The sequence below is a fragment of the Streptomyces sp. f51 genome (assembly GCF_037940415.1).
Classification (GTDB): Bacteria; Actinomycetota; Actinomycetes; order Streptomycetales; family Streptomycetaceae; genus Streptomyces.
The window spans coordinates 1554247-1581168 of sequence record NZ_CP149798.1 but is presented as its reverse complement, the minus strand read 5'-3'; the positions used below and the strand labels follow the sequence as shown (position 1 = coordinate 1581168).

Sequence of the window (26922 nt, the reverse complement as noted above, 5' to 3'; positions counted from 1 at the left end):
CGAGGGTCCGCCCCGGACGGGACGGTCCGCTCACTCCCAGCGGAAGAACCGGCCTGCCGCGCCGAGGCCCAGGACCGCCCAGACCGCCAGGATGCCCAGGTCTCCCCAGGGCATCGCGGCACCGTGCTGGAGCACCGCCCGCAGACCGTCGGAGAGCGCCGAGATGGGCAGCAGGCCCAGCACGTCCTGGGCGCCCGCGGGGAACTTGTCCATCGGCACCATCACTCCGCCGCCGACCAGGAACAGCAGGAAGACGAGGTTCGCGGCGGCCAGCGTCGCCTCCGCCTTGAGCGTGCCCGCCATGAGCAGGCCGAGCCCGGAGAAGGCGGCCGTGCCGAGGACCAGCAGGAGCAGGACGGCGAGCGGGTTGCCGTGCGGCGACCAGCCCAGCGCGAAGGCGATCGCGGTGAGCAGGATCACCTGGAGGATCTCGGTCACCAGGACCGACGCCGTCTTCGCGGTCATCAGCGCCCAACGCGGGAGCGGCGAGGCGGCCAGCCGCTTCAGGACGCCGTAGCGGCGCTCGAAGCCGGTGGCGATGGCCTGGCCGGTGAACGCCGTCGACATCACGGCCAGCGCCAGGATGCCCGGCGCCAGGAAGTCGACCGCCTTGCCCGGACCGGTGTCGATGATGTCGGCCGAGCTGAACAGCACCAGCAGCAGCGTCGGGATCACGACCGTCAGCAGCAGCTGCTCGCCGTTGCGCAGCAGCATCCGGGTCTCCAGCGCGGCCTGCGCGCGGATCATCCGGGGAAGCGGGGCGGCGCCCGGCTTCGGGGTGTACGTGCCGGCGGTGGTCACGGACGCGGCTCCTCGCCGGTCGGCTCCAAGCTGTGCCTGACTCATGAACGCAGCTCCTTGCCGGTCGGCTCCAGGCTGTGCTTTCCCGGGGGACAACCCCCGGATTTCCGGCCGGGCTCCGGTCGCACGTGGTTCATGAGCGCAGCTCCTTGCCGGTCGGCTCCAGGCTGTGCTTTCCCGGGGGGACAACCCCCGGACCCCCGGCCGGGCTCCGGTCGCACGTGGTTCATGAGCGCAGCTCCTTGCCGGTCAGCTCCAGGCTGTGCTTTCCCGGGGGACAACCCCCGGACCCCCGGCCGGGCTCCGGTCGCACGTGGTTCATGAGCGCAGCTCCTTGCCGGTCAGCTCCAGAAAAACGTCTTCGAGGGTGTGGCGTTCGACCGAGATCTTCTCCGGCATCACACCGTGCTGGGCGCACCAGGACGTCACGGTCGCCAGCAGCTGCGGGTCGACCTTGCCGCCGACCCGGTAGGACCCGGGGGTCAGCTCGGCCGCCGTGCAGTCCGCGGGCAGGGCCTTGAGCAGGGAGTTCACGTCGAGCCCTGGGCGGCCGGTGAAGCGCAGGGTGTTCTCGGCGCCGCCGCGGCACAGCTCCTCGGGGGAGCCCTGGGCGACGACCCGGCCCGCGTCGATGATCGCGACGTCGTCGGCGAGCTGCTGGGCCTCGTCCATGTGGTGCGTGGTGAGGATCACCGAGACACCGTCGGACCGCAGGTCGCGGACCAGGTCCCAGGTGGCGTGGCGGGCCTGCGGGTCGAGACCGGCGGTCGGCTCGTCGAGGAAGACCAGTTCGGGACGGCCGACGACCGCCATGGCGAGCGCGAGGCGCTGCTGCTGGCCGCCCGAGAGCCGCCGGTACGTCGTACGGCCGCAGCCGTCCAGGCCGAGCCGCTCGATGAGCGCGTCCACGTCCAGGGGGTTCGCGTGCAGCTTGGCCACATGGCGGAGCATCTCGTCCGCGCGGGCGCCCGAGTAGACGCCGCCGGACTGGAGCATCACGCCGATGCGGGTGTGCAGCTCGCCGGACTGTCTCACCGGGTCGAGGCCCAGGACGCGCACGGTCCCGGAGTCCGGCTTCCGGTATCCCTCGCAGGTCTCGACGGTCGTCGTCTTGCCCGCGCCGTTGGGTCCGAGGACGGCGGTGATGCCCGCCGCGGCCACCAGGTCGAGGCCGTTCACCGCGGTCTTCGTTCCGTACCGCTTCACCAGGGCCTGGACCTGGACCACGGGCTCGCTTCGCATGAGGAGCAAGTCTAGGGACGTCTGAGCGGCCCGGAACCGCCGGGGGCGGCCGCGGTCTCCACGGCCAGGTCCCGCGGCCGGTGCACCGGCAGCCACCGCTGCGCGTACGCCACCGCGTCGGCCACCGGGAAGAGCCGCGCCGGGGCAGCGCCCACGGTGCCCCGTACGACGGGACGGTCCCGTTCGAAGTCGGAGCCCAGCTCCTCGAACATCTCGGAGGTGATCGACACCTCTCGCACGGTCTCCCAGCCGGTGGGGGAGGGCCGTCCGACCTCCACGACGGGCGAGGGGACGCGGTACTCGGCGAGGTGGAAGCTGGTGCAGCTGTCGTAGCCCGCGCCGAGCAGCAGGACCCGGGCGCCGCGGGCCTCCAGCCGGGCCAGCGGGCTGCGCTCGCCGAGCCGGCAGTCGACCGCGTGCCCTCCGACGACCGCCGCCGCGGCCGGGCCGAGCGCCGCGAACGAGGTCTCGGGGTGGTCGCTGCGCAGGGCGCCGGGCCAGGTGCGGACGGTCTCGGGTATCACGCCGACCCCGCGGGAGGGGGTCACGCGGGGGTCGTAGGCGGGCATGGTCGCCCGGATCGCCGGCCACCACTCCTCGGGGACCGGCGGGCGGCTCCAGAGCGCGGGGTCGGAGAGGTCGCCGGACTGGGTCGGGACCACCAGGGTGCCGTCGGGACCCAGGGCGTCGAGCAGTCCCCGGACGACGGTCACGGCACCGCCGTTGACCCATCCGAGGGCGCTCAGCGAGGAGTGCGCGAGCAGCGTCTCCCCAGCTCGGACACCGAGTGCGCGCAGGTCCGCCGCGAGGGTGTCCCGGGTGACGAGTGGGCCGGTCGGAGGGGGTGTCGACATGGTCCGGGAGTCTCCCGCAGGGAGGGCCCGCGTGCCACCGAATTGATCGATCAAAGATCGTTTGCCCAGGTCACCTTAGGTATGCCTAAGTGACACAGCGCACCGCCCGCCCGGGAGGGCGCGGCTTGTCAGGCCCGGAGGAATTACGCAACAATGGTGTTGTGAAAAACGTTGGCGAGGCTCGGGAGACCCCCGCGGGGGCCCCGCAGGAGGAACTCGCGACCGGTGAGCGCTCGACGCGCAACCGGGTCGTGCGCTCCATCCTGGACCACGGCCCGTCGACCGTCGCCGACCTGGCGGGCCGACTGGGCCTGACCCATGCCGCCGTGCGCCGCCATCTGGACGCGCTGGCCGCCGACGACATCGTGGAGGCACGCGAGCAGCGGGTCTACGGAGCGCGGACGCGCGGCCGTCCCGCCAAGGTGTTCGCCCTGACCGACTGCGGCCGGGACGCCTTCGACCAGTCCTACGACAAGCTCGCCGAGGACGCCCTGCGCTGGATCGCCGAGCGCGAGGGCGGGGACGAGGCGGTTCTCTCCTTCGCCCGCGCCAGGATCGCCGCACAGGCCGGGGCGTACCGCGAGGCCATAGAGGCCGCGACCCCCGAAGAGCGCACCGAAGCCCTGGCGAAGGCCCTCAGCGCGGACGGGTACGCTGCCACGGCGCGCAGCGCACCGGTCGGCGAGCAGCTCTGCCAGCACCACTGCCCGGTCGCGCATGTCGCCGAGCGCTTCCCGCAGCTCTGCGAGGCGGAGACGGAGTTCTTCTCCCAGCTGCTCGGCACGCATGTGCAGCGACTGGCCACCATCGCCCACGGCGATGGGGTGTGCACGACATTCATCCCCAAGATCTCGCACGACACTCAGAACGCATCCGCAAGCACGGCCGGGAGGAACCCCGCATGACGCTCCCCACGGAGACTGCCCACCCCGAACTCGAGGGTCTGGGCAAGTACGAATACGGCTGGGCCGACTCCGACACGGCCGGTGCCTCTGCCAAGCGCGGCATCAACGAGGACGTCGTCCGCGACATCTCCGCGAAGAAGAGCGAGCCGGAGTGGATGACCAAGCTCCGTCTCAAGGGCCTGCGCCTCTTCGAGAAGAAGCCCATGCCCAACTGGGGTTCCGACCTGTCGGGCATCGACTTCGACAACATCAAGTACTTCGTGCGTTCCACGGAGAAGCAGGCGGAGTCCTGGGAGGACCTGCCTGAGGACATCAAGAACACGTACGACAAGCTCGGCATCCCCGAGGCGGAGAAGCAGCGCCTCGTCGCCGGTGTCGCCGCGCAGTACGAGTCCGAGGTCGTCTACCACCAGATCCGTGAGGACCTGGAGGAGCAGGGCGTCATCTTCCTGGACACCGACACCGCTCTCAAGGAGCACCCGGAGCTCTTCAAGGAGTACTTCGGCACGGTCATCCCGGTCGGCGACAACAAGTTCGCGTCGCTGAACACCGCGGTGTGGTCCGGCGGCTCCTTCATCTACGTGCCGAAGGGCGTGCACGTGGAGATCCCGCTCCAGGCCTACTTCCGTATCAACACGGAGAACATGGGCCAGTTCGAGCGGACGCTGATCATCGTCGACGAGGACGCCTACGTCCACTACGTCGAGGGCTGTACGGCGCCGATCTACAAGTCGGACTCCCTGCACTCCGCGGTCGTCGAGATCATCGTGAAGAAGGGCGCCCGCTGCCGCTACACGACCATCCAGAACTGGTCGAACAACGTCTACAACCTGGTCACCAAGCGCGCCGTGGCGTACGAGGGCGCGACCATGGAGTGGATCGACGGCAACATCGGCTCCAAGGTCACGATGAAGTACCCGGCCGTCTACCTGATGGGCGAGCACGCCAAGGGCGAGACCCTGTCCATCGCCTTCGCGGGCGAGGGCCAGCACCAGGACGCCGGCTCCAAGATGGTCCACATGGCGCCGAACACCTCCTCGAACATCGTGTCGAAGTCGGTGGCGCGCGGTGGCGGCCGTACGTCCTACCGCGGTCTCGTCGAGATCGGCGAGGGCGCCCACGGCTCCAAGTCGAACGTCCTGTGCGACGCGCTGCTCGTCGACACCATCTCCCGCTCCGACACGTACCCGTACGTGGACGTCCGCGAGGACGACGTGTCCATGGGCCACGAGGCGACCGTCTCCAAGGTCTCCGAGGACCAGCTCTTCTACCTGATGAGCCGCGGTCTGACCGAGTTCGAGGCGATGGCCATGATCGTGCGCGGTTTCGTCGAGCCGATCGCCAAGGAACTCCCCATGGAGTACGCCCTCGAACTCAACCGGCTGATCGAGCTCCAGATGGAGGGCGCGGTCGGCTGACGCCGAACACCGCCCCCGTCAAGCCACTCACGTAAGAAAGCGAGCAGACCGACAGCCATGGCTGAGGCTCAGAACATCCCGGTCGGATCCACGACGGCCGGCCAGATCGCGGTGGCCGCCGAGTCGACCGTCGCCACGCGCATGAGCGCGCCCCCGTCCTTCGACGTGGCGGACTTCCCCGTCCCCCACGGCCGCGAGGAGGAGTGGCGGTTCACCCCGCTGGAGCGCCTGCGCGGGCTGCACGACGGCACCGCCGTCGCGACCGGCGAAGGCGTACGGGTCGACGTGCAGGCACCCGAGGGCGTCACCGTCGAGACGGTCGCCCGTGACGACGCCCGGATCGGCCGCGCCGCCACCCCCGTGGACCGTGTCGCCGCCCAGGCGTTCTCCGCGTTCGAGAAGGCCGGCGTCGTCACCGTCCCCAAGGAGACGGTGCTGACCGAGCCCATCCGGATCGCCGTGCACGGCGAGGGCGGTGTCGCCTACGGCCACCAGGTCGTCGAGCTGGGAGCCTTCGCCGAGGCCGTCGTCGTCATCGACCACACCGGTGACGCGGTCCTCGCCGCCAACGTCGACTACGTCCTCGGCGACGGAGCCAAGCTGACCGTCGTCTCCGTCCAGGACTGGGACGACACGGCCGTCCACGTCGGCCAGCACAACGCGCTGATCGGCCGCGACGCCACCTTCAAGTCCTTCGTGGTCACCTTCGGCGGCGACGTCGTACGCCTCCACCCCCGCGTCGCGTACGCGGGCACCGGCGGCGAGGCCGAGCTGTTCGGCCTGTACTTCACGGACGCCGGCCAGCACCAGGAGCACCGTCTCCTGGTCGACCACAACACCCCGCACTGCAAGTCCAACGTCATGTACAAGGGCGCGCTCCAGGGCGAGGGGGCGCACGCGGTCTGGATCGGCGACGTCCTCATCGAGGCCAAGGCCGAGGGCACGGACACCTACGAGATGAACCGCAACCTGGTTCTGACCGACGGTGCCCGCGTCGACTCCGTGCCGAACCTGGAGATCGAGACCGGCGAGATCGTCGGCGCCGGCCACGCCTCCGCGACCGGCCGCTTCGACGACGAGCAGCTCTTCTACCTGATGGCCCGCGGCATCCCGGCCGACGAGGCCCGCCGTCTGGTGGTCCGCGGCTTCTTCGCCGAGCTGGTCCAGCAGATCGGTGTCGACGACATCGAAGAGCGCCTTCTCGTGAAGATCGACGAGGAGCTGGAGGCGTCGCTCTGATGCCCGGCACCTTCGTGCGCGCCTGTGGACTGAGCGAGCTGGAGGAGAACACCCCCAAGCGGGTGGAACTCGACGGCACGCCGGTCTCGGTCGTGAAGACCGAGGGTGAGGTGTTCGCGATCAACGACATCTGCTCGCACGCGAACGTCTCGCTCTCCGAGGGCGAGGTGGAGGACTGTCAGATCGAATGCTGGCTGCACGGCTCCGCGTTCGACCTCCGCACCGGCAAGCCGTCCGGCCTTCCCGCGACGCGCCCCGTCCCCGTATACCCCGTTCAGATCGAAGGGGACGACGTGCTCGTCTCCCTCAACCAGGAGTCCTGAGGCAATCCATGGCAACGCTTGAAATCCACGACCTGCACGTCACCGTCGAGGCCGACAACGCCACGAAGGAGATCCTCAAGGGCGTCGACCTGACCGTGAAGCAGGGCGAGACGCACGCCATCATGGGCCCCAACGGCTCCGGCAAGTCGACCCTCGCCTACTCGCTCGCGGGCCACCCCAAGTACACGGTCACCGGCGGCACCGTCACCCTCGACGGCGAGGACGTCCTCGCGATGTCCGTCGACGAGCGCGCCCGCGCCGGCCTGTTCCTCGCGATGCAGTACCCGGTCGAGATCCCCGGCGTCTCGGTCTCCAACTTCCTGCGCACCTCCGCCACCGCCGTCCGCGGCGAGGCCCCCAAGCTGCGCACCTGGGTCAAGGAGGTCAAGGAGACCATGGAGCGCCTCTCCATGGACCCCGCCTTCGCCGAGCGCAACGTGAACGAGGGCTTCTCCGGCGGCGAGAAGAAGCGCCACGAGATCCTCCAGCTCGAACTGCTCAAGCCGAAGATGGCGATCCTCGACGAGACCGACTCCGGCCTGGACGTCGACGCCCTGCGCATCGTCTCCGAGGGCGTCAACCGCGTCCGCGAGACCGGTGAGGTGGGCACCCTGCTCATCACGCACTACACGCGCATCCTGCGCTACATCAAGCCCGACTTCGTCCACGTCTTCTCCGGTGGCCGCATCGTCGAGTCCGGCGGCGCCGAGCTCGCCGACAAGCTGGAGAACGAGGGCTACGAGTCGTACGCAGTCGACACGAAGGGTGGCGTATCCGCGTGACGCAGCTGCCGGGCCTCCTCGACACCGAGGCGATCCGCAAGGACTTCCCCATCCTGGATCGCCAGATCCACGACGGCAAGAAGCTCGTGTACCTGGACAACGCGGCGACCTCGCAGAAGCCGCGCCAGGTCCTGGACGCCCTGAACGAGTACTACGAGCGCTACAACGCCAACGTCCACCGCGGTGTGCATGTGCTCGCCGAGGAGGCCACGGCGCTGTACGAGGGTGCGCGGGACAAGGTCGCCGCGTTCATCAACGCGCCGAGCCGCGACGAGGTGATCTTCACCAAGAACGCCTCCGAGTCGCTCAACCTCGTGGCCAACATGCTCGGCTGGGCCGAGGAGCCCTACCGGGTCGACCACGAGACCGAGATCGTCATCACCGAGATGGAGCACCACTCCAACATCGTTCCGTGGCAGCTGCTCTCGCAGCGCACCGGCGCGAAGCTGAAGTGGTTCGGCCTCACCGACGACGGCCGTCTCGACCTGTCGAACATCGACGAGGTCATCACGGAGAAGACGAAGATCGTCTCCTTCGTGCTGGTGTCGAACATCCTGGGCACCGTGAACCCGGTCGAGGCGATAGTGCGCCGCGCCCAGGAGGTCGGGGCCCTGGTCCTGATCGACGCGTCCCAGGCCGCGCCGCACATGCCGCTCGACGTCCAGGCCCTCCAGGCCGACTTCGTGGCCTTCACCGGTCACAAGATGTGCGGCCCGACGGGCATCGGCGTCCTGTGGGGCCGCCAGGAACTCCTGGAGGACCTCCCGCCGTTCCTCGGCGGCGGCGAGATGATCGAGACCGTGTCGATGCACTCGTCGACGTACGCACCGGCCCCCCACAAGTTCGAGGCGGGCACGCCCCCGATCGCGCAGGCGGTCGGACTCGGCGCGGCGATCGACTACCTGTCCTCGATCGGCATGGACAAGATCCTCGCCCACGAGCACGCGCTCACCGAGTACGCGGTGAAGCGGCTCGCGGAGGTCCCCGACCTCAGGATCATCGGCCCCACCACGGCCGAGGACCGCGGCGCGGCGATCTCGTTCACCCTGGGCGACATCCACCCGCACGACGTGGGCCAGGTCCTCGACGAGCAGGGCATCGCGGTCCGGGTCGGTCACCACTGCGCCAGGCCGGTCTGCCTGCGGTACGGAATTCCCGCGACCACGCGGGCGTCGTTCTATCTGTACTCCACGCCGACCGAGATCGACGCTCTGGTCGACGGCCTGGAGCACGTACGGAACTTCTTCGGCTGAGGGGCTGGCTGGGACGTGAAGCTGGATTCGATGTACCAGGAAGTCATCCTGGACCACTACAAGCACCCGCACGGGCGCGGTCTGAGGGACGGCGACGCCGAGGTGCACCACGTCAATCCCACGTGCGGTGACGAGATCACCCTGCGCGTGAAGTACGACGGCGAGCGCATCGAGGACATCTCGTACGAGGGCCAGGGCTGCTCGATCAGCCAGGCCTCGGCCTCCGTACTGAACGACCTCCTGGTCGGCAAGGACGTGTCCGACGCGCAGAAGATCCAGGAGACCTTCCTGGAGCTGATGCAGTCCAAGGGCCGGATCGAGCCCGACGACGCGATGGAGGAGGTGCTGGAGGACGCGGTCGCGTTCGCCGGTGTCTCCAAGTACCCGGCCCGGGTCAAGTGCGCCCTCCTCAGCTGGATGGCGTGGAAGGACGCGACGGCCCAGGCTCTGGGCGAGAGCGCCGAGAGGAAGACGGCATGAGCGAGAACACAGTGACATCGGACGAGACCGTCGTGACGTCGGACGAGTCCGCGGTCGCGCGGGCCGAGGCCACCGCGGCTCCGGCCGAGGCCGCCGCGGCTCCGGCCGAGGGCCTGACGACGAAGCCCGCCTCGGAGGAAGAGGTCCGCGAGGCGCTCTACGACGTCGTCGACCCCGAGCTGGGCATCGACGTCGTCAACCTCGGCCTCATCTACGGCATCCACATCGACGACGCGAACATCGCGACGATCGACATGACCCTGACGTCCGCGGCCTGTCCGCTCACCGACGTCATCGAGGACCAGGCCAAGTCCGCCACGGACGGCCTCGTCAACGAGCTGCGCATCAACTGGGTCTGGATGCCGCCGTGGGGCCCGGACAAGATCACGGACGACGGCCGCGAGCAGCTTCGCGCGCTCGGGTTCAACGTCTGATCCTCCGGCTCCGGGGCCTTCGCTCCCGAGCACGACGGGCGGGGCGGCACCTTCGGGTGCCTCCCCGCCCGCGTTTCCCGGTGGGTCCCGGTCTCAGGCCAGGCCCCGCACCAGACGGAACGCCGAGTCCTGCTCGTAGAGCCGGTCGCGCTCCTGACGCCCGAGGACGAGCCGGAAGTTGCGGTGGCGCAGGAAACGGCCCGGGTAGTTGACCGACTCCAGCATGACGGCGCCCGAGCGGGAGGCGGTGCGGGGGCAGAAGGTGGCGTCCTCGCGGAAGAGGGCCGAGCCGTCGTCGCGGTCGGCGCGCAGGACGAAGTCGCGGTGGCGGAGATAGGAGCCGTCGACGGTGGCGAAGGAGTAGCAGGAGGACTTCGCCAGCCCCGGAACCAGCTTGAAACTGGCGGCCCGCCGGGTCGAGGCGGCACTCGACGGACTCACCGGATCGAGCAGGACCTGACCGTCGCTCAGATGCCAGTACCTGTCAGGGTAGTTGACCGCCTGGACCGACCTCAGCCGCGAGGCCGTCCCGGGCCGGGAAGCGGTTCCGGACGCGGCGGGCGCCGGCTTCCCTGAGGCGGACCGGCCACCGGAGCCCTCGTCGGACGGCTTCGGCGACACTGGGCTCCCCGACGGCGAATCCGGTGACACCGAGGGTGAACTCCCCGGTGAGGACAGCGCGTTCTTGCCGGCCGGGGGCGTGGTCGCTCCCGCCGGCGCGAGGGGGGCGCCGAGGAAGGGGTTCGCCGTGTCGGCCGTCGTCCTGTTGCCCGTCTGATGTGATGAGACGTCAGAAGTGCCTGTCTGTACGGAGATCACGGCTATGACGGCGATGGTGACGGCCACCGCGAGTCCACCGGCCAGCCAGAGCCGCCGTGTCCCCGGCAGCCGGACCTCGTCGTCCGCGCCGATGGCCTGCCAGGGCCTCGCGGACACGGGCACGAGGTCGGTCGAGCCCGGGTAGGGGGCGCCGTGCGCGGTGGGGCGCCAGGGAACGATCTCCCTGGAGGGGGTGGATCCGTCGGGACCGGATCCCGGCGTCACTTCTGGCATGCGCGTTCCTAAGCGGGGGAGGGCGAGCGCGTGAGAGGGCCGAGCGGAGGGCGAGGGTGCGCGTGGCACACGGAGCGGAGTGGTCATGGAGAACCGGTGCGCGGCTGGTGAAACAGTAGTGGAACCGGTGACTACCGAGCAGTCGTTTCCCGCGGCGATGCAAGTAGTTACCGGCGGTTCTTTTCGGGCAATCGGCCACAGAGGTAAGGGAGTTGGGCAGGGGAGGCGGCCGGGGCTCCGGGCGGGGGGCTCCGGGGGCGGCCCACGGGTGGCCGGCGGGGGCGTCCAGAGGGGGCGCCCGGCGATGTGTGCCCGTGGGTGCGGCGGGGTGTACCGGGTGCTGCGGACGCGGTGGCGGAGCGTTCGTCGCCGGGGGAGACTGCCGTTCATGGCTGTCTCCCTCTACCAACTGACCGTCGACGCCCACGATCTGCCGGCCCTCGCCCGTTTCTGGTGCCAAGTCCTCGACTGGCAGGTGCTGTTCGAGGACGAGCACGAGATCGTCATCGGCGCCGACGCGCACGCGCTCCCCGGAATCTGCTTCGTGCCCGCGGGTGAGCGCAAGACCGTCAAGAACCGGCTCCACATCGATCTCGCCCCGGACGACCGGGACGCCGAGGTCGAGCGGATCCTCGCCCTCGGGGCGCGCCGGGCCGACGTGGGGCAGGGCGAGGACGTCACCTGGACGGTCCTCGCCGATCCCGAGGGCAACGAGTTCTGTGTGCTGCGGCCGAAGAAGTCCCTACTCGACTGAGCCGGGCGCCGGCTGGGCGGACGCGCGCGCGAGCACGTCCGCCAGGCCCTCCCTGCGGATGCGCTGGTCCATGTACAGGAGATTCGACACCAGCGGCATGAACGCCAGGCAGAACATCTGGACGAGGACGCTCGTGATCGCCGAGAGCACCAGGTGGGATCCCATGCTGGGCAGGAACTGGACGTAGAAACCGACCTCGTGGACCTGCTGCTGTCCCGTGGGGCCGTACGGCTGCGGGGTCGGCGTCGCCAGGGTGAGCGGCAGATTGACCACGACGGAGACCATGAACGCGACCAGGCCGCCGAGCAGCGTGATCCCGAACGTACGCCACCACGCGCCGCGCACCAGCCGCGCCGACCGCCGTATCGCCGTCACGGGGGACGCGCCCTCGAGCACGGCGGCGGCCGGGGCGAAGCTGAACAGGACGAGCGGCCATGTCGTCAGCGGCACCGCGAGCAGCCAGAGCAGGAAACTGGTGCCGAACGACATGAGGGGTTCCACCGACGCGGCCGTGGCGACCAGCGCGAAGGACATGAGCAGGAACAGCGATGTCGGTACGGCGGCGATCAGGGCGAGCAGCAGCATCACCCCGAGCACGGACGGGACGCGCGGCCGGGCCCGCTTCCAGACGGCACCGAGTCCCGCCCGCCGGCCGAGTACGGCGTCGTGCAGGGTCGCCGCGGACGAGGCCTGGACGAAGGCGCTCGCCACGAGCGTGAGCAGCGACGTCGCGACCAGCACGGCACCGGAGGCGACGAGAACGGTCCGCACGTCGGTCCAGTCGACGGACCGGGGCGCCCCGGAGATGATGCGGTCCAGCCGGGCCGCGGTCACATGCCGGACCAGGACCTCCATGCCCAACGTCGCGCCCGCCAGGACCAGCCCGACCAGCGCGCTGAGCCCGAGCAGCGGCTTCGCGTAACGGCGCAGGGTGACGAACGCGCCGCCGAGGATGTGGTCCACGCCGAGCGGGGCCAGGGGGATCACACCCGGCCTGGGCGGCGGTGGCGGCGGTGGCATCCAGCCCCAGCCGCCCGGAGCACCCCCGTACGGTCCCGACGGTCCCCACCCCGAACTGTCCGACATGACCCTCGCGCTCCATGTGTTGTTGGGAATCTGTTCGACTCCGCCCCCTTGTGATCGCGAACGATATCCGCTGAGGCGCATGGTGCCCACGGCATATACGGGATCCGTACGAGGCCGGTCGCGGCCGTCGGATGCGTTCGCCTGTTCCGGTCCGGAGCGGGCGATGTGTACAGTCGTACGCATGGGATACGTACTGCTCGCCGGTGCCATCGCGGCGGAGGTCGGGGCGACCACCGCGATGAAGTACACGGAGGGTTTCAGCAGGCTGTGGCCGTCCCTGCTGACCGTCCTCGGATACGTCGTCGCCTTCGCGCTGCTGGCGCAGACCCTGAAGACCGTCTCGGTCGGTACGGCCTACGCGATCTGGGCCGGCGTCGGCACCGCGGCCATCGCCGCGATCGGGATGCTCTTCCTCGGCGAGGGACTCACGGCCGCGAAGGCCGCCGGAATCGTGCTGATCATCGGCGGGGTCGTCCTGCTGAACCTGGGCGGGGCGCACTGATGGCCCGGCCCGGCACCCCGGACGGCGGACCGTGACGACGCGGCGGTACGACCCCGAGCGGCGCCAGCGGATCATCGACGCGGCGATCAGGGTCGTCGGCGTCAAGGGCATCGCCGGGCTCGGCCATCGCTCCGTCGCCGCCGAGGCCGACGTACCGCTCGGCTCCACCACGTACCACTTCAAGACCCTCGACGAACTCATGGTCGCGGCCCTCCGCCAGGCCAACGAGGGCTTCGCCAAGGTGCTCGCCGCGCGCGGCACCCTGGAGGACACCCGCACGGACCTCGCCGCCGAACTCGCCGGACTGATGGGCGAATGGCTGGCCGGCGACCCCACGGGCGTGGAGCTGGAGTACGAGCTCTACCTCGCCGCGCTCCGCAGGCCCGCGCTGCGCCCGGTGGCCGCCGAGTGGATCGACAGCCTCGTCGCACCGCTGACCCGCCGCACGGACGCGGTCACCGCACGGGCGCTCGTCGCCCTGCTCGACGGCATCTGCCTCCAGGTGCTGCTCACGGGGACGTCGTACGACGAGGGGTACGCGCGCGAGGTGTTGGGACGGATCCTGCGGGGCGGGGCGGGAGGCTCGGAGGACGGTCCGGAGCGGTGAGCCTGACCGGCAGGGCGGTGGCGGCCGACGGCCCGGCGGTGGCATCCGACGCCCTGCCGGTGGCGTCCGTCCAGCCCGGCGGTGGCAACTGGGTGGTCCGGCGGTGTCGGCAGGGTGGTCAGTCGCGGTGACCGGGATGGCTCGGGACGGTCTGCCGCGGTGACCGGGCGCCCGGTCGGCGAGACGCCCCGCGCATCGGTTCGCCCGCGCGGCCCCCGTCAAGTTAGGTTGCACTCATGACCGACACGACTGCTTCTCGTACCACCGGCGCCGTCGCCGCCGGGCTCGCCACCCTCACCGCCGACGGCACCGTTCTCGACACCTGGTTCCCGGCCCCCGAACTGTCCGCTGAGCCCGGCCCCGCCGGCACCGAGCGCCTGTCCGCCGAGCGGGCCGTGGAACTGCTCGGCGAGGGCGCCGCGCAGGCCGTCGGCCCCGACGCCCGCCGGGGCGTCGAGGTGGTCGCGGTCCGTACGGTCATCGCGTCGCTGGACGACAAGCCGCTCGACGCGCACGACGCCTACCTGCGCCTGCACCTCCTCTCGCACCGCCTGGTCAAGCCGCACGGCCAGAACCTGGACGGCCTGTTCGGGCTGCTCAGCAACGTCGCCTGGACCTCGCTCGGCCCGGTCGCCGTCGACGACGTCGAGAAGGTCCGGCTGAACGCGCGCGCCGCGGGCCTGCACCTCCAGGTGACCTCCATCGACAAGTTCCCGCGCATGACGGACTACGTCGCCCCCAAGGGAGTCCGTATCGCGGACGCCGACCGGGTCCGCCTCGGCGCGCACCTCGCCGAGGGCACGACCGTCATGCACGAGGGCTTCGTGAACTTCAACGCTGGCACGCTCGGCACCTCCATGGTCGAGGGACGTATCTCCGCCGGTGTCGTCGTCGGCGACGGCTCGGACATCGGCGGCGGCGCGTCCACCATGGGCACCCTCTCGGGCGGCGGCAACGTCCGCATCACCATCGGCGAGCGCTGCCTCGTCGGCGCGGAGGCGGGCGTCGGCATCGCGCTCGGCGACGAGTGCGTGGTCGAGGCCGGGCTGTACGTCACCGCCGGCACGCGCGTGACGATGCCCGACGGCGAGATCGTCAAGGCCCGTGACCTGTCCGGCGCTTCGAACATCCTCTTCCGCCGCAACTCGGTCACCGGCACCGTCGAGGCCCGCCCGAACAACGCGGTCTGGGGCGGCCTGAACGAGATCCTGCACAGCCACAACTGACCTTCGGCGGCCGTGACCTGCGGCCGCCGAATCGATCACCGCTCTGACCTGCCGCTGAGCTGTCGGCAGTTGTCGACGCTGGTCACCATCGAGCGCCCTTCCACGGCCCCAGGACGGCCCGGGAGGGCGCTCGTGCGTTACGGGAGACATCGGCCTTGTAAGGGCGGACGTAGCCGGTGGTGAAGGCGCTCAGGTCAGTCCGGCTGTAGCCGCAGTCCAAGCGAACGGCGCATCTCGACCGCGGCAAGCCGTCGTTGACCGTGGTTGACCGCACGATGTGGCACGGCTGTGGCACGGGGACCGCTTCGTCCCGAAGCAACTTGTACGGGCGTGCTGCCTTGGGCTGGTGTGGTTCTCACCTGCGCCGACGGTCCACAGACGTTCGCGGGCGTCCGCTGGTGTCCGTCGGCCACGTCACGCAGTTACTGAGATTCTTCGCGTGATGTCGTGGAGCCCGGCTGCCGAACAGCAGCAATGCTCGATCCACGAACCACTCCACCCAAAGATCATCGGTAGGAGCGGGACAAGGGAAGTCCTTCGAGCCGCGTTCCCGTGCGTTGTCGGCGGCTGCCCGTACGCTCCCGCCATGGATTTGGTGACGTCACCGTGGGAGTCAGCTGCACGAGTCGACTACATAGGGGAGCTGGTGAGCAAGGGCGACCTTGCCGAGCTGTCGCGCGCCTTGATCCTTGCGAAGGAACCATGGCACGAGGGCTTCGGAGTGACGACGATGCTGCGCGGTCTGCCAGAGGCAGACCGAATTGCACTGGCCCGGTCTTTCGCCGAGCACGCAGTAACGACACCGGCAGGCAGTGAGGTTGGTAACCGCGGGCTGGTACTGCTTGCCGCAGTCTCGCGTGACATCGTCGACGCCGACTGGTGCGAGGCATGGGAAGCCCTGCTGATGGAGATGGCAGATCAGTTCTGGTCCTGTGGAATCAGCGACGAGCTGTGGGCGTGCAGTCAGGCTCTGCTGGACGCCGGCAGGCACGTACCCGAAGCGGTTGTCGCCCTGCTTCGCCGCTCTGCGCTGGAGCACGCCTGGCCCACGGAATGCGTGACACCGGTGCTCGACCGCCTTCGTGGCCCCGTACTCAACCCCGGCGAGCCGTGGGCCGATGCATTGCTCACCGACTTGCCCTCGCTCGGCGAGCCCTGGCCCGGCGTCATCGGCCACGCTCTGCTCGCGCCGGTGGCGCGTCCCACGCGCGCCTGGGACCGCAGGGCGCTGGCCCTCACCGCCCCGATCAGCACCGAGGAGATCCGCCGGACGGTGACGCCCTGGCTGGACCTCGCCGCCGACGGCGGGGGCCGCTGGGACGGCGCCTACGACCCGTACAACTTGCCTGCACTCGCCGGGTTCACCTGGATGCTCTCCTTGCTGCCGCCGCACCCCGCATCCATCCGCACCCTAGGAGACCTGGTCGAACGTGCTCCCTTGCGAACCCCGCTGACCGGCACTGCCGTACGCGCCCTGGCCCGCGTTCCTCAACAAGCGGGTCACTCCGAGCTGGAGCGGCTTTCCGGTCGCGTCCGGCACAAGGTGACGCAACGACAGATCCGTAAGGCGCTGGACGCTTGAGCCGAGAGGGTCTACTGGTGATCTTTGGGCAGAGCCGTTCATGGATCGAGCATTGTTGCTGTTCGGTAGCCGAGCTCCGCGACATCACGCGAAGAATCTCAGTAGAAACACAGGGTGCCAACCCCTTTGTACGTGTCGTGGATCAGCGTTGAGACTGACCCGTGGCTCCCCGCCCGCGCTGATACGAGAGTGGCACGGTCCGGGGATCGTGCCATGCCCCTCCATGTGGACGTTTCTTCGCTCGCCCTCCCAACTCGCGGCCTTTCACCGTGGGCAACTTCCGGGCCGAGCAGTCGGGAGCACACTCGGACGGCGATTGCGCCTGTCTACGACAAGGCCCTCCAGCGTTCGGCATGACGGCCGGGTTGGCGGTGATCTAAAGCATCTACGCAACGAGTAATCGGTAAAACCAGCCCCCTGCATCTTCCCTGGTGGTCGATTTAGGGCGATGTAGGGGGCTGGTACATTGCGCAGGTTCGCTGCTTGCAATCTGGAGACGCTGTGATATCCGATCTTTTCAGAATATTCTGTATTGCCGTTCCAACGTTCTTCTTCTTGCTCGTTGCAATTGACTACCGCAACATCGGGCTGCGATTCTTCGCTCTCATGGACATGTTGACCTCCGCTGCGCCGTCCACCATGACGCCGAGCCGGTTCAGGTTCGTGGCCGGCGTCGTATCCCTCATCGGATTCGGTGCCGTTGTCTACCTGTCCAGTCGCCTCTGATTGCCGAACCGCCGAGTGGACCAGCGGAGCACCTGGCGGACGCCAGACGGCGCGAAGGCGACTGGCGAATCATCTTCATGGCTCCCGGCAGCAGTCACGTCCGGCGTACCGTGCTGAACGAAGGCGTGGAAACCTGCTCCGACCCCGAGAAGGCGAACGCCTACCTGGCTTCGGTCACCGGGGCGTGATGACCCTCTACTCTGTAGTCCAGCCGTTGTTAGCCGTCGACGTTCTTCTCGGACGGCCCAGGGGTTACCCCTGGACCGTCCGCGCTGCCGTTGTCAGGCCACCTCGATGCGAACTATGGGCACTACGGTTACTGAGGGTCGATTGCCTGACAGCTGGCTTGCCAGGAGTCTTACTCGGTTGACTGCGGTCTGTGCGGTTGCTGTACTCCGCTGCTGTACAGCGACTTCGGAGGAGCCGTGACCGCACTGCCGGCGAGCGTAGACCGCGACATCCTCGATCACCGGATCATATTTGCGATCATGGCGATCCGTGAAGCGCTGGGCTGCACAATTCATGAAGCCATTGACGTGTTCGCGGCACGGTATGAGGAACTGCGCCGCGATCGTCCGGACGACTTCACCGTCGGGCCTGTGGAGTACGGCCAAGGCTTCTACTCCTGATTGGCGGCGGACCGGTAGGCCGCGCGGTGCCGTCGATCACCGCTTTAGGAGCGAGGTTGGGCGATCTTGGGTGTGACCTGCGGATTCCCTAGCCTGACGGAGCCCGGCGGAACTCACGCCCATGAACCTCGGTTCCCCGTAAGTTCCGGCACGAGAGAGGCGCAGCCCGGGGGTCGCGCCCTGTCTCCTCTATGTGAACCTTGGGCACGAAGGTTGCAGAGGCATGCTCGCCTTGCCAGACGGCCGTGAGCGGCTACTGCCGGTCGGCTGCGGGCTTCGCCACTGTGCGGCACCTTCTGGGCGTGTGCGGACCTCAGGTGTGTTTGCCCTGGTACCCGCCAAGGCGGGTGCGGCTGCCCTGCTGCGAGCCAGGGTCTGGCCGAGCCCCGGGCGCTTCTGGTGCGAGCCGTCCCGCCTGGCCTCTGGCGACACACGCCATCGCGTGTCCAGTCAGCAGAAGATCAAGGAGGCAGCCGACGCTCAACCACCAATAGAGGGCCGGGAGTACATGGGCAGTGAGCGCCGAGTATATGAAAATCGCGGAAAAAAGGGCATTTGTGGAAAAATTGAGCACCAACAGCGGCCAGCCGGAATCCGTTTTAGCTCTCAGGAATCTCTGCCAAGTCGTTCGTGGCACTTGAGTGGGATGCGGGCTGAAGCGGCGTTTAAACCCGCCTACAAATGATCGCTGCGTCATGGGGGTATGGAACAGTCGAAGACAACATCTGCGCAAGCACCTGCTACGGAAGATACCGGCGCGACCAGTTGAGTCTCAACACCCGAGTCAAGCCAGTGATGCATCGTGGGCCGATTGAAGTCCCGAGTCGTCGGCTGAGCGTGGGTTTTCCCTCTGCCTACATCCTTATCAGGTCGATCACGGGGAGCTGGCGACGCCGGTCCTCGTGTGCTGCACCGCGGCTGGTCAGTCGCTCAGGTTCGGCCTCGACCGCTGTCGTTCGCGGCTGTTGGTGTCAGCTGCTGATGTCATGGTTAGAGGCGGCCTTGTCACGCGCCCACCGGCGAGGGCCATGGTCGGGCACAGCGCTGTGGAGAGCCAGTGGAGCGGAGCGATGTGGCCGAGCTCCGCGGCCATGATCCAGCTGGTCCCGCTGCCCGCCAGAAGCGCCAGGGGCAGTCCCCTCCTCCACAGGGGCAGGGCACGCATGCGCCACACGGAACGGGCCATCCAGAGGAAGACCCCCCAGATGAAGAGCGCGAAGATCGTCACCGTCGTTCCTGATGGGCGAAAGGGAGTGGGGGCGTCGTCCGCGTCCGGGTGACTGGCCGGAGGCCTCGACGCGCCGTCCCGACGGCAGCGGTGAGCGTTTGTGCGCCGGTCGGCGCGATCGTCGAACCCTTCATGGCCGGGGATCGTGTACGCCCAGGTGAGCCCCGTCGGCAACGGCGCCCACCGGCACGATGCCGCTCGGCACGATGCCGGGCAGCCCGGGCGGTCGGCTCGCGTTAAGATCCGCTGCCATGCCCCGTGACCCTCACAGCCCGCACGCGAACTCCTTCAGCGCCTCGAAGTCCGGATCGCGCAGGCCGAGTCGGGGGCTGACGTGACGCAGCAGCGCGGGGGCCGGGTGGTGGGTGGCCACGTACGTGTCGTCGGCCGGGCTCTGTTCGTCGTCCACCCAGGCGAACGGGCGGCCCTCGGCATGGGCCACGATGCGTTCCGTCTTCCAGTGGACCCCGTCGGGGCGCTCCGCGAACAGCGCGCCGGTGAAGTCGACCCAGGGGAGTTCGGGCAGGCCGATCACGGGGGCGATCCAGCGGTTGGCGGAGTCCATCCACGTGGTGGCCCAGCACAGCTCGTAGCCGAGGGCGAGGAGAGTGCGGCCGTGCCCGGGGTGCAGCCACACACGCAGCGGCCGGCCGGGCTCCAGGGCGACCCGGATCGTCGTGTACCCCGCGGGCCGGCGCTCCTTCTGGGCCGCGTACGGATTGAGCGGGCCGTCGACGTCGAGGAACAGCAGGGGTCGGCTCATCGGGTCACGGTAGAGGACACCGGCTGCGGGAGCGGGCGTAATTTTCTCGGCCCGGAGGCATAGCGGGGCGTGGCGGCGCGCGTCACCAGGGGCACAGGGGTGCGTCACAAGGGGCCACCGGAGACGAGAAGGTGACGATGGATGCCGAAGCGGATGAGAACTTCCGGGACTTCGTGGCGAACCGGTCGTCGACACTGCTGAAGACGGCGGTGCTGCTGAGCGGGGGAGACCGGCACGCGGCCGAGGACCTGCTCCAGAACGCGCTGATCAAGGTGGCGGGCCGCTGGAACCGGGTCGACGAACCCGAGGCGTACGTACGGCGGATCCTTTACCGGCAGCAGGTCAGCCGCTGGCGGCTGAAGTGGCCGAGAAGGGAACTGAGCGTCGCCGAACCGCCCGAGACGTCCGGCCGTGCGGTCCCCGGCGCGGACACCTCCTCGGCCGCCGAACTGCGGGTCGTCATGCGGGGCGCGCTGGCCCGGCTCACCGCGCGGCAGCGCACCGTGCTGGTGCTGCGCTACTTCGAGGACCTGCCCGAGAGCGAGGTGGCCCGCCTCCTCGGCTGTTCCGTCGGAACCGTCCGCTCCACGACCCACCGCTCGCTCGCCCGGCTGCGCGCCCTCGCCCCCGAACTGGCCGCGCTCGGCCCGGGGAACGAGCCCCGGCAGGCGGCCCGTGACTTCTCGCCCGTGGAGGTACACCGGTGAACGTCGAAGAACTTCTGCGCGACACGCTCCGCGAGCAGTCCGAGGACGCCCAGCGCACACCGCCGGGATTCGCCGACCGGGTGTTCGCCGTCCGCCGGCGTCGGCGGACCCGGCGCGTCGCGTCCGTCGCGGTCGCCGCGGCCGCGGTGCTCACCGCCGCGATCGCGGTGCCGGGCCTGGACTCCGGCGGGCATGACGTACGGCCCCTGGGCGGGGTGCATCCCAAGCCGGCCACCACGCACCCGGCGCCCTCTGCGCACCCGGGACAGTCACCGGTGCACTCGCTGGTCGCGGCCGGGAGAACGGCGCTGGCCGCGTACTACACCCAGAAGACGGACTGGCAGAGCGTCCACGACGGCGTCCACAGAGGCATCGACGTGCGCACCTACTGGCTGCTCGACCCGAAGTCCGGCCACTACGAGAAGGACACCCGGTGGTCGTGGGTCGCCGTGGCCCCCGGACTGCGCACCGCCGCCGTACTGGAGCGGAATCTGCCCGCACACCGGATCGGGCTGCTCGACCTCGGGAGCGGCAAGGTCGAGCGGTGGATCCCGGTCGACCACCCGGTGGGCGGGCTGGAGTTCTCTCACGACGGCACGAAGCTCCTGGCGACCACGTACAGCGCGAATCCCGACCAGCGCATCAAGATGGACGACATCGACAGGATTCCCGTGTCGCTGAACTCCTCCCGCACCGGCTTCTATGCCTTCGACGTGTTGTCGGGGAAGGGCTCTTGGGCCGACGTGGGGGTGAAACGGGACGATCAGGGCAACGAGATCAACCTTCGCCAGGACTTCGGGTTCTGCCGCGACGGGAAGACCATCACGGGCCAACAGCCGATCACCCCCGGCGATCGCTTCTACGACGTGTCCGGACGGGAGGTGAGCGCGCCCCGCGGAGAGCGGTACCGCACCTGGTTCGTGACGGCCGGCCTGTCGCCCGACGGCACCAAGATGGCCGGGGACTTCGCGGGCGAGAAGTGGTACACCTCCTCATGGATCCTCGACCCGCGCACCGGCAAACACCTGGCCGAGGTCCACGGCCAGCAGCTCCTCGCCTGGGCCGACGACAAGTCCCTGATCGCCTGGGACATCGCCAAGGGCGAGAAGAACGAGTTCCACACTCGGCTGGTGCTGGTCACCATCGGCAGTGACAAGGAGGTGCCGCTCAGCGGCTTCCTCAAGGGCACCGACGTCTCGGTGGGGCGCTGGGAGCCCCTCTTCGTCGAGCGCTGAGCCGACGTCGGTGGTCCGCTCCGCCGGGGCCTGCCCGAGATCCCCGTCCGACCGGCCCTAGGCCGCGGCGGCAGCGTCCGTGACCCGGGCGAGTACTGCCAGCAGCCCGTCGGCCGTCTCCCGGCCGGCGGGTCGCAGCGGTGCGCGGACCGGGCCCGCCGGCAGCCCGAGCGCGGCCAGCAGTGCCTTCGCGGTGACGGTGCCGGGCAGCCCCGCCGCCATCATCGCCTCGATCAGCGGCATGGCCCGCAGCATCAGCCCGGCCGCCCCCGCCGTGTCGCCGCCGTCGAACGCGTCGAGCACGGCCCGCATCTGGCCCGGGACGACGTTCGCCACCGTGCTCACATACCCGGCCGCCCCGATCGCGTACAGCGCGAGGACGTACTCGTCGCAGCCCGCGTAGTACGCCAACTCGGTCCGGGACAGGACCCGTTGCGTACCGAGGAGGTCGTACGCGCAGTCCTTCACGGCCGCGATCCTCGGATGCTCCGCGAGCCGGATCATCGTCTCCGGTTCGATCCGTGTCCCGGTGCGCCCCGGGATGTCGTACAGCATCAGAGGCAGCCCCGAGGCGTCCGCGATCTCCCGGAAGTGCGCCTCGACCGCGTCCTGCGGAGGCCTGCTGTAGTACGGCGCGACCACCAGCAGCCCGTCCGCGCCCGCCTTCTCGGCCGCGCCGGCCAGCTCCACCGTGTGCCGGGTGTCGGCCGTCCCCACCCCCGCCACGATCGCGACCCCGTCGCCCACGGCCTCCCGCACCGCCCGCACCAGCGTGGCCTTCTCCGCGTCCGTCGTGGTCGGCGACTCGCCTGTCGTCCCGGAGAGCACAAGGCCGTCGCACCCCTCGGCCGCCAGCAGGACGGCAAGCCGCTGCGCGCCCTCGGTGTCCAGCGTGCCCGATTCCGTGAACGGCGTGACCATGGCGCACAGGGCGCGACCGAAGGGCGCTCGCGCTCGCGTCGGCGGGGCCCCGGCCGCGGTGCTCGGGGCGGGCGGGACGGCGGTTGCGGGAGTGCTCCTCGGAACGGTCATGTCCGTAGTGTCGGCCACCCCACTGTGAAGCTCCACTTAAATCTTCTACGAGATATCGTCCACGAATGCTACGCGGTTCTGGGTGTGACGACGAGGGAGGCACTGGTGCCAAACCGGGGCGTCATGGGTCACCATGGCCTGAACGGCAGTCTCGTCGGTACAGCGGGAGGCGTCATGAGGCTCGGCAAGGCACTCGCCACCGGAGTGGCGGAGGAACAGGCTCACGTACACGAGGAAGTGCCCGAACTCCCGCACGTCGTCGAGGAGTCCGAGGTGTCCGTGCCCGAAGAGGTCCCGGCCGGGCGATGAGGCCGCGGCTCCCCGAGGAACGCCCGACGGAGCCGCCGGCCGGATACAAGATCGCCCACCCGGTGCTGTCCCAGGACGGCGCCCGGGCCGGGTTCACCGGCGTGTCCCTGGGCGGCGCGCTGCCGTACGGAGTGCTGGACGAGGCGCGCTGCGTCTACGGACGGCGGCACCGCGCCCCGCACCGCCGCTGCGACTGCGGCTTCCACTGCGTGCACGAGTCGGCCGTCGCCGAGGCGATGCTGTGCACCGCCGAGCACCGGGCCGCCGTACTGCTCGAAGTCTCCGTCCTCGGTGCCTACATCCGCTTCGAGCGCGGGTTCCGCTACGCCCGTCAGCGGGTGCGGAGCGCCACCGTCGGCCCGTGCGGCTGCGGTGCCGTCGCCGCGGCCCTGGCCGACGCCGGCTGGGGGCGTCCGGGCTGGCGCGCCCTGTCGGCCGCGTGCGCGGGATGCGTACGCGGCCGTACGTCGCTCTCGCTCGCCTCCTTCGCGCGGCTGGCCGGCGAGGGGCTGCGGGTCAGGGCCACCGGCGGTCCCGTCGTCGCCGCGACCGGCCTCGGAGTCTCGGAGCTGGCCGCCGAGGCCGCCCTGCTCCAGGCCCGACTCGACTGGTTCCAGGGACAGTTGGCCAGACTGCACGACCGGGACCCGCAGGGGTAGCCGGCGCCGGCCCGGGTACACGGGCCACCGCCGGCCTGCTCCCGTGATGGTCCCGTGGTCGTCGACGGCACGGCCGGGGCCCGTCGTGGGAGTCGGAGGGGAATGATGCGGCGGCGGACCGGACACCGGTCCGCCGCCGCATCGTGGACGCCGCATCGTGGACACCTCGCCCGGGTCACACCCGCCCGGGCGTCACACCCTCCCGGCGCCGTCCCCGCCGCTCTTCGCCCGCAGCGGCGCGATCCCCGTCTCCACCTTCTTCCGGGCCGCGCGCAGCGCCCGCAGCCGAGGAGGCCACGTACGGGTGTCGCGGGGTTCGACGTACGGCTCCTCGGTCGGGGGCCGGCCATGGGTGATGGCGCGCTGCCTGGCCAGCTCCGCGTCGAACTCCAGGCCCAGGAGGATGGCCAGGTTGGTGAGCCAGAGCCACACGAGGAACACGATGGCGCCCGCGAGCGTGCCGTACGTCTTGTTGTACGAGCCGAAGCCGGCCGCGTAGACGGCGAATCCCGCGGACGCGGTCAGCCAGATCAGCGTGGCGACGACGCTGCCCGGGCTCGACCAACGGAAGCCCCGGCCGGAGACGTTGGGGGCCGCCCAGTACAGCAGGGCGATCATCAGCTCGACGAACACCAGCAGGACGGGCCACTTGACGATCGACCACGCCGTGATCATCGCCTTGCCCAGTCCGACCGCGGCACCGGCGCGCTCGGCGAGTGGCCCGGTGAACACCACGATGACCGCGCTGCCGGTGAGGAGCAGCATCAACGTGACGGTGAGCCCGAGCCTCAGCGGCGTGATTTTCCAGACGGGACGGCCCTCGGGCAGGTCGTACACGGCGTTGGACGCGCGGATGAACGCGCCGACGTACCCCGACGCGGACCAGAGCGCCGCGAGCAGTCCCACGATCGCCAGCACCCCGCCCGTACCGCCGCTGTGCCCCAGCTGGGAGACCGCGTCGCGCAGGATGTCGCGGGCCGGTCCCGGCGCGAGGTCCCCGACGCTCTTCAGGAGCCGGTCCGTCACGCGCTCGCCCATGACCCCCAGCACGGAGACCACCACCAGCAGCGCGGGGAACAGAGACATCACGCCGTAGTAGGTCAACGCGGCGGCGCGGTCGGCGAGTTCGTCGTCGCGGAACTCCTTGACCGTGCGCCAGGCCACGGGCCACCACGCCCGGGCGGGGACTCTGGCGGGGGCGTCCTTCTCCGTGGACCCCGCCGCGCCCGCGCCCCTTCCCGCCTTGGTGCCGGCGTCCGCGCCCCGGTCGGCGCCCGTGTCCCCGCCCGTGTCCGGAAGAGCCCTCTGCTTCGATTCCGGTCGCTTCTCGTCCATGACGGCCGTGTTGCCCGGATCCCGCTCCTGAAGCCCGCCGCGGCGTCCTGGGGTTTCCGCGCCGACGACCCGTCTCGCGACGACCCGCCTCGCGATGACCCTCTCGCGACGCCCCGTCCCGCGACGCACCGACGATTCGAACCGTCTGGACAAGAAAAGTTTTCGGTGCGACTCTGGAGTCATGTTGGACGTGACCGTGATCGAGGACGCCGAGGCCGCCGCCGTGTCGCTGGACCCCATACGGGCCCGGCTGCTCGCCGAACTGGCCGCAGGACCCGCGTCGGCCGCCATGCTGGCCGGAAGGGTCGGCCTGCCCCGGCAGAAGGTGAACTACCACCTCAAGACACTGGAGCGGCACGGGTTGGTCGAGCTGGCGGGGGAACGCCGCAAGGGGAACGTCACCGAGCGGATGATGCGCGCGACCGCTGCGTCGTACGTCATCTCGCCGGCGGCGCTGGCCGCGGTGCAGCCCGATCCGGACCGCTTCCGGGACCAGCTGTCCGCCCGCTGGCTCCTCGCGCTCGGCGCCCGGCTCGTCCGGGACGTCGGCTCGCTGCTCACCGGAGCCGCGAAGGCGCGCAAGCCGCTGGCGACGTACGCGCTCGACGGCGAGGTGACCTTCGCGTCCGCGGCCGACCGGGCCGCGTTCATCGAGGAGCTCACGGCCGGGGTGAGCGCGCTCATCCGCAAGTACCACGACGGGGACGCGGAGGCCGGGCGCCCGCATCGGATCGTCGTCGCCGTCCATCCCACGCTCAGGCCCGCGACCGATACCCGGGCCGGAGCCGGGCTCGACGCCGGGCTCGACGCCGGGCCCGATGCCCGGACCGGGGTCGAGATCGGGGCTGGAGTCGCAGCCCGACCCGAGACCGGGCCCGAGACCGGGCCCGAAGCCCGACCCGAGACCGGGCCCGAAGCCCGACCCGAGACCGGGCCCGAAGCCGGGGAAGCCCCCTCGGGCGCCCCGTCCACCTACTGATCATCCAGGAGTCGTCATCATGTCCAAGGAATTCGAGGTCGCCCGCGAGTACGAGGTCGACGTCCCGCCCGCGACGGTCTGGGACGCGATCACCAGCGGCAGCGGCGGCTGGCTGTGGCCCATGGAGTACGAGGCGCGCGAGGGCGGGGCCGGCCCGTTCGGCAGCGTCATCACCACCTGGGACCCGCCGCACCGGCTGACCGTGCGCACCGAGGACGTCGGGTTCCCGACGCAGAGCCTCAACCAGATCGACCACACCATCGAGGCCCGCGGCGACGGCCGGAGCTCCTGGGTCCGCTACGTGCACAGCGGCATCTTCACCGACGACTGGGACACCCAGTACGACGGCGCGGACAAGCACACGGACTTCTATCTGCACACCCTGCGCGAGTACGTGACCCACTTCGCGGGCCGCCCGGTGGCCTTCGCGACCTTCGACGGGCCCGGCGCCTCCGTGGGCGGCGACGCCTTCGCGGCCGTCGGACGGGGCCTCGGTCTCGCGGACGACACCGCGAAGGGCGCACGGGTACGGGCCACGGGCCCCGGCGGCGAGGAATTCGATGCCGTGCTCGACTACCGCGACCCGTACTTCATCGGGCTGCGTACCGACAGCGCGCTGATCCGCTTCTTCGGGCGCGGCCGCTGGGGCGCGCCGGTCGGCATGAGCGTCCACGACTTCGCGCCCGACGCCGACGCCAAGGGCAACGAGACCGCCTGGAAGGGCTGGCTCGACCAGGTCTTCCCGGGCTGACCCGGGCGTGCGAGGAGCCCGGCCCCCC

The 26922-nt window shown here is 70.0% G+C and carries 28 protein-coding genes; 20 read left to right on the top strand and 8 right to left on the bottom strand.

Features of this window, described 5'->3' with window-relative positions; translation table 11 throughout:
- Positions 1 to 30: 30 nt before the first annotated feature.
- From WJM95_RS07095 to WJM95_RS07085, 3 genes are all read right to left on the bottom strand, one after another.
- Positions 31 to 846 (bottom strand): ABC transporter permease, encoded by an 816-nt coding sequence (locus WJM95_RS07095; RefSeq protein WP_339128664.1) that lies wholly within the window; start codon positions 844 to 846, stop codon positions 31 to 33.
- A 273-nt stretch (positions 847 to 1119) separates the two neighbouring features.
- The gene (locus WJM95_RS07090; protein WP_339128663.1) at positions 1120 to 2043 is read right to left on the bottom strand and encodes an ABC transporter ATP-binding protein; all 924 of its coding nucleotides are present in this window, start codon (positions 2041 to 2043) and stop codon (positions 1120 to 1122) included.
- 11 nt (positions 2044 to 2054) lie between these two features.
- Positions 2055 to 2897, bottom strand: a complete 843-nt coding sequence (locus WJM95_RS07085; RefSeq protein ID WP_339128662.1) for an AAC(3) family N-acetyltransferase — start codon at positions 2895 to 2897, stop codon at positions 2055 to 2057.
- Positions 2898 to 3058: 161 nt separating this feature from the next.
- Here WJM95_RS07085 and WJM95_RS07080 point away from each other — a divergent pair, with 161 nt between their 5' ends.
- From WJM95_RS07080 to WJM95_RS07045, 8 genes are all read left to right on the top strand, one after another.
- Positions 3059 to 3802 (top strand): metalloregulator ArsR/SmtB family transcription factor, encoded by a 744-nt coding sequence (locus WJM95_RS07080; protein WP_339128661.1) that lies wholly within the window; start codon positions 3059 to 3061, stop codon positions 3800 to 3802.
- The gene (gene sufB / locus WJM95_RS07075; protein ID WP_037625848.1) at positions 3799 to 5220 is read left to right on the top strand and encodes a Fe-S cluster assembly protein SufB; all 1422 of its coding nucleotides are present in this window, start codon (positions 3799 to 3801) and stop codon (positions 5218 to 5220) included. The genes WJM95_RS07080 and sufB overlap by 4 nt, the downstream gene beginning before the upstream one ends.
- Positions 5221 to 5277: 57 nt before the next feature.
- The gene (sufD, locus tag WJM95_RS07070) at positions 5278 to 6459 is read left to right on the top strand and encodes a Fe-S cluster assembly protein SufD (RefSeq protein ID WP_339128659.1); all 1182 of its coding nucleotides are present in this window, start codon (positions 5278 to 5280) and stop codon (positions 6457 to 6459) included.
- Positions 6459 to 6782 carry a bifunctional 3-phenylpropionate/cinnamic acid dioxygenase ferredoxin subunit gene (locus WJM95_RS07065; protein ID WP_339128658.1) on the top strand — a complete coding sequence of 108 codons (324 nt, stop codon included), beginning with the start codon at positions 6459 to 6461 and terminating at the stop codon, positions 6780 to 6782. The genes sufD and WJM95_RS07065 overlap by 1 nt, the downstream gene beginning before the upstream one ends.
- Positions 6783 to 6790: 8 nt before the next feature.
- Positions 6791 to 7564: a Fe-S cluster assembly ATPase SufC gene (gene sufC / locus WJM95_RS07060; protein ID WP_339128656.1), complete on the top strand. Its 774-nt coding sequence runs from the start codon at positions 6791 to 6793 to the stop codon at positions 7562 to 7564.
- On the top strand, positions 7561 to 8817 hold the full coding sequence (locus WJM95_RS07055) for a cysteine desulfurase (protein WP_339128654.1): 1257 nt from the start codon (positions 7561 to 7563) through the stop codon (positions 8815 to 8817). The genes sufC and WJM95_RS07055 overlap by 4 nt, the downstream gene beginning before the upstream one ends.
- A 15-nt stretch (positions 8818 to 8832) precedes the next feature.
- Positions 8833 to 9297 carry a Fe-S cluster assembly sulfur transfer protein SufU gene (sufU, locus tag WJM95_RS07050; RefSeq protein WP_151470345.1) on the top strand — a complete coding sequence of 155 codons (465 nt, stop codon included), beginning with the start codon at positions 8833 to 8835 and terminating at the stop codon, positions 9295 to 9297.
- Between the two features lie 113 nt (positions 9298 to 9410).
- On the top strand, positions 9411 to 9731 hold the full coding sequence (locus WJM95_RS07045; RefSeq protein WP_339135400.1) for a metal-sulfur cluster assembly factor: 321 nt from the start codon (positions 9411 to 9413) through the stop codon (positions 9729 to 9731).
- Positions 9732 to 9824: 93 nt separating this feature from the next.
- Here WJM95_RS07045 and WJM95_RS07040 read toward each other — a convergent pair whose 3' ends face one another.
- Positions 9825 to 10784 carry an AbfB domain-containing protein gene (locus WJM95_RS07040; protein WP_339128650.1) on the bottom strand — a complete coding sequence of 320 codons (960 nt, stop codon included), beginning with the start codon at positions 10782 to 10784 and terminating at the stop codon, positions 9825 to 9827.
- A 388-nt stretch (positions 10785 to 11172) separates the two neighbouring features.
- Between WJM95_RS07040 and WJM95_RS07035 the strand changes: the two genes are divergently transcribed.
- Entirely contained in the window at positions 11173 to 11538 is a 366-nt protein-coding gene (locus WJM95_RS07035) for a VOC family protein (protein ID WP_339128649.1), read from the top strand.
- On the opposite strand, the gene WJM95_RS07030 is transcribed toward WJM95_RS07035, so the two are convergent.
- A complete protein-coding gene (locus WJM95_RS07030) occupies positions 11527 to 12624 on the bottom strand; it encodes a hypothetical protein (protein WP_339128648.1) in 1098 nt (365 codons plus the stop codon). The two genes, WJM95_RS07035 and WJM95_RS07030, sit on opposite strands and share 12 nt — an antisense overlap.
- A 181-nt stretch (positions 12625 to 12805) precedes the next feature.
- Here WJM95_RS07030 and WJM95_RS07025 point away from each other — a divergent pair, with 181 nt between their 5' ends.
- The 5 genes from WJM95_RS07025 (at position 12806) to WJM95_RS07005 (ending at position 17896) form a co-directional block, all read left to right on the top strand.
- Positions 12806 to 13126 (top strand): multidrug efflux SMR transporter, encoded by a 321-nt coding sequence (locus tag WJM95_RS07025; protein ID WP_326788478.1) that lies wholly within the window; start codon positions 12806 to 12808, stop codon positions 13124 to 13126.
- 31 nt (positions 13127 to 13157) lie between these two features.
- A complete protein-coding gene (locus WJM95_RS07020) occupies positions 13158 to 13733 on the top strand; it encodes a TetR family transcriptional regulator (protein WP_339128647.1) in 576 nt (191 codons plus the stop codon).
- A gap of 236 nt (positions 13734 to 13969) precedes the next feature.
- Positions 13970 to 14959, top strand: coding sequence for a 2,3,4,5-tetrahydropyridine-2,6-dicarboxylate N-succinyltransferase (gene dapD, locus WJM95_RS07015; RefSeq protein WP_339128646.1), 990 nt, complete (start codon positions 13970 to 13972; stop codon positions 14957 to 14959).
- A 646-nt stretch (positions 14960 to 15605) separates the two neighbouring features.
- Positions 15606 to 16541, top strand: coding sequence for a hypothetical protein (locus tag WJM95_RS07010; RefSeq protein ID WP_339128644.1), 936 nt, complete (start codon positions 15606 to 15608; stop codon positions 16539 to 16541).
- Between the two features lie 1151 nt (positions 16542 to 17692).
- Positions 17693 to 17896 (top strand): hypothetical protein, encoded by a 204-nt coding sequence (locus tag WJM95_RS07005; protein ID WP_339128643.1) that lies wholly within the window; start codon positions 17693 to 17695, stop codon positions 17894 to 17896.
- A 1493-nt stretch (positions 17897 to 19389) separates the two neighbouring features.
- Here the strand turns inward: WJM95_RS07005 and WJM95_RS07000 are convergent.
- Positions 19390 to 19887 (bottom strand): hypothetical protein, encoded by a 498-nt coding sequence (locus tag WJM95_RS07000; RefSeq protein WP_339128641.1) that lies wholly within the window; start codon positions 19885 to 19887, stop codon positions 19390 to 19392.
- Positions 19888 to 20024: 137 nt separating this feature from the next.
- Between WJM95_RS07000 and WJM95_RS06995 the strand changes: the two genes are divergently transcribed.
- Positions 20025 to 20594, top strand: a complete 570-nt coding sequence (locus WJM95_RS06995) for a SigE family RNA polymerase sigma factor (protein ID WP_339128640.1) — start codon at positions 20025 to 20027, stop codon at positions 20592 to 20594.
- Positions 20591 to 21829, top strand: coding sequence for a WD40 repeat domain-containing protein (locus WJM95_RS06990; RefSeq protein ID WP_339128639.1), 1239 nt, complete (start codon positions 20591 to 20593; stop codon positions 21827 to 21829). The genes WJM95_RS06995 and WJM95_RS06990 overlap by 4 nt, the downstream gene beginning before the upstream one ends.
- Before the next feature lie 57 nt (positions 21830 to 21886).
- On the opposite strand, the gene dapA is transcribed toward WJM95_RS06990, so the two are convergent.
- The gene (gene dapA / locus WJM95_RS06985; RefSeq protein ID WP_339128638.1) at positions 21887 to 22861 is read right to left on the bottom strand and encodes a 4-hydroxy-tetrahydrodipicolinate synthase; all 975 of its coding nucleotides are present in this window, start codon (positions 22859 to 22861) and stop codon (positions 21887 to 21889) included.
- 174 nt (positions 22862 to 23035) lie between these two features.
- Between dapA and WJM95_RS06980 the strand changes: the two genes are divergently transcribed.
- Complete coding sequence (locus tag WJM95_RS06980; RefSeq protein ID WP_339128636.1) at positions 23036 to 23170, top strand: hypothetical protein; 135 nt, start codon at positions 23036 to 23038, stop codon at positions 23168 to 23170.
- Positions 23167 to 23829, top strand: coding sequence for a hypothetical protein (locus WJM95_RS06975; RefSeq protein ID WP_339128635.1), 663 nt, complete (start codon positions 23167 to 23169; stop codon positions 23827 to 23829). The genes WJM95_RS06980 and WJM95_RS06975 overlap by 4 nt, the downstream gene beginning before the upstream one ends.
- Before the next feature lie 192 nt (positions 23830 to 24021).
- Here the strand turns inward: WJM95_RS06975 and WJM95_RS06970 are convergent, their stop codons facing one another.
- Positions 24022 to 25164: a YihY/virulence factor BrkB family protein gene (locus WJM95_RS06970; protein WP_339128634.1), complete on the bottom strand. Its 1143-nt coding sequence runs from the start codon at positions 25162 to 25164 to the stop codon at positions 24022 to 24024.
- A gap of 181 nt (positions 25165 to 25345) precedes the next feature.
- On the opposite strand from WJM95_RS06970, the gene WJM95_RS06965 reads away from it, so the two are divergent.
- Both WJM95_RS06965 and WJM95_RS06960 read left to right on the top strand, forming a co-directional pair.
- Entirely contained in the window at positions 25346 to 26143 is a 798-nt protein-coding gene (locus WJM95_RS06965; protein WP_339128632.1) for a winged helix-turn-helix domain-containing protein, read from the top strand.
- Between the two features lie 19 nt (positions 26144 to 26162).
- Positions 26163 to 26894, top strand: a complete 732-nt coding sequence (locus WJM95_RS06960) for an SRPBCC domain-containing protein (protein ID WP_339128631.1) — start codon at positions 26163 to 26165, stop codon at positions 26892 to 26894.
- Positions 26895 to 26922: the final 28 nt, after the last annotated feature.

Bases quoted from the DNA above. Each gene is read 5' to 3' on its own strand.
- WJM95_RS07065 (WP_339128658.1), top strand. From the start codon at position 6,459: ATGCCCGGCACCTTCGTGCGCGCCTGTGGACTGAGCGAGCTGGAGGAG.
- sufB (WP_037625848.1), top strand. From the start codon at position 3,799: ATGACGCTCCCCACGGAGACTGCCCACCCCGAACTCGAGGGTCTGGGC.
- WJM95_RS07040 (WP_339128650.1), bottom strand. From the start codon at position 10,784: ATGCCAGAAGTGACGCCGGGATCCGGTCCCGACGGATCCACCCCCTCC.
- WJM95_RS07095 (WP_339128664.1), bottom strand. From the start codon at position 846: ATGAGTCAGGCACAGCTTGGAGCCGACCGGCGAGGAGCCGCGTCCGTG.
- dapA (WP_339128638.1), bottom strand. From the start codon at position 22,861: ATGACCGTTCCGAGGAGCACTCCCGCAACCGCCGTCCCGCCCGCCCCG.
- WJM95_RS06965 (WP_339128632.1), top strand. From the start codon at position 25,346: ATGTTGGACGTGACCGTGATCGAGGACGCCGAGGCCGCCGCCGTGTCG.
- WJM95_RS07000 (WP_339128641.1), bottom strand. From the start codon at position 19,887: ATGAGCCGACCCCTGCTGTTCCTCGACGTCGACGGCCCGCTCAATCCG.
- sufC (WP_339128656.1), top strand. From the start codon at position 6,791: ATGGCAACGCTTGAAATCCACGACCTGCACGTCACCGTCGAGGCCGAC.
- WJM95_RS07085 (WP_339128662.1), bottom strand. From the start codon at position 2,897: ATGTCGACACCCCCTCCGACCGGCCCACTCGTCACCCGGGACACCCTC.
- WJM95_RS06995 (WP_339128640.1), top strand. From the start codon at position 20,025: ATGGATGCCGAAGCGGATGAGAACTTCCGGGACTTCGTGGCGAACCGG.
- WJM95_RS06975 (WP_339128635.1), top strand. From the start codon at position 23,167: ATGAGGCCGCGGCTCCCCGAGGAACGCCCGACGGAGCCGCCGGCCGGA.
- WJM95_RS07035 (WP_339128649.1), top strand. From the start codon at position 11,173: ATGGCTGTCTCCCTCTACCAACTGACCGTCGACGCCCACGATCTGCCG.
- WJM95_RS06960 (WP_339128631.1), top strand. From the start codon at position 26,163: ATGTCCAAGGAATTCGAGGTCGCCCGCGAGTACGAGGTCGACGTCCCG.
- WJM95_RS07030 (WP_339128648.1), bottom strand. From the start codon at position 12,624: ATGTCGGACAGTTCGGGGTGGGGACCGTCGGGACCGTACGGGGGTGCT.
- WJM95_RS06980 (WP_339128636.1), top strand. From the start codon at position 23,036: ATGAGGCTCGGCAAGGCACTCGCCACCGGAGTGGCGGAGGAACAGGCT.
- WJM95_RS07025 (WP_326788478.1), top strand. From the start codon at position 12,806: ATGGGATACGTACTGCTCGCCGGTGCCATCGCGGCGGAGGTCGGGGCG.
- WJM95_RS07090 (WP_339128663.1), bottom strand. From the start codon at position 2,043: ATGCGAAGCGAGCCCGTGGTCCAGGTCCAGGCCCTGGTGAAGCGGTAC.
- sufD (WP_339128659.1), top strand. From the start codon at position 5,278: ATGGCTGAGGCTCAGAACATCCCGGTCGGATCCACGACGGCCGGCCAG.
- dapD (WP_339128646.1), top strand. From the start codon at position 13,970: ATGACCGACACGACTGCTTCTCGTACCACCGGCGCCGTCGCCGCCGGG.
- WJM95_RS06970 (WP_339128634.1), bottom strand. From the start codon at position 25,164: ATGGACGAGAAGCGACCGGAATCGAAGCAGAGGGCTCTTCCGGACACG.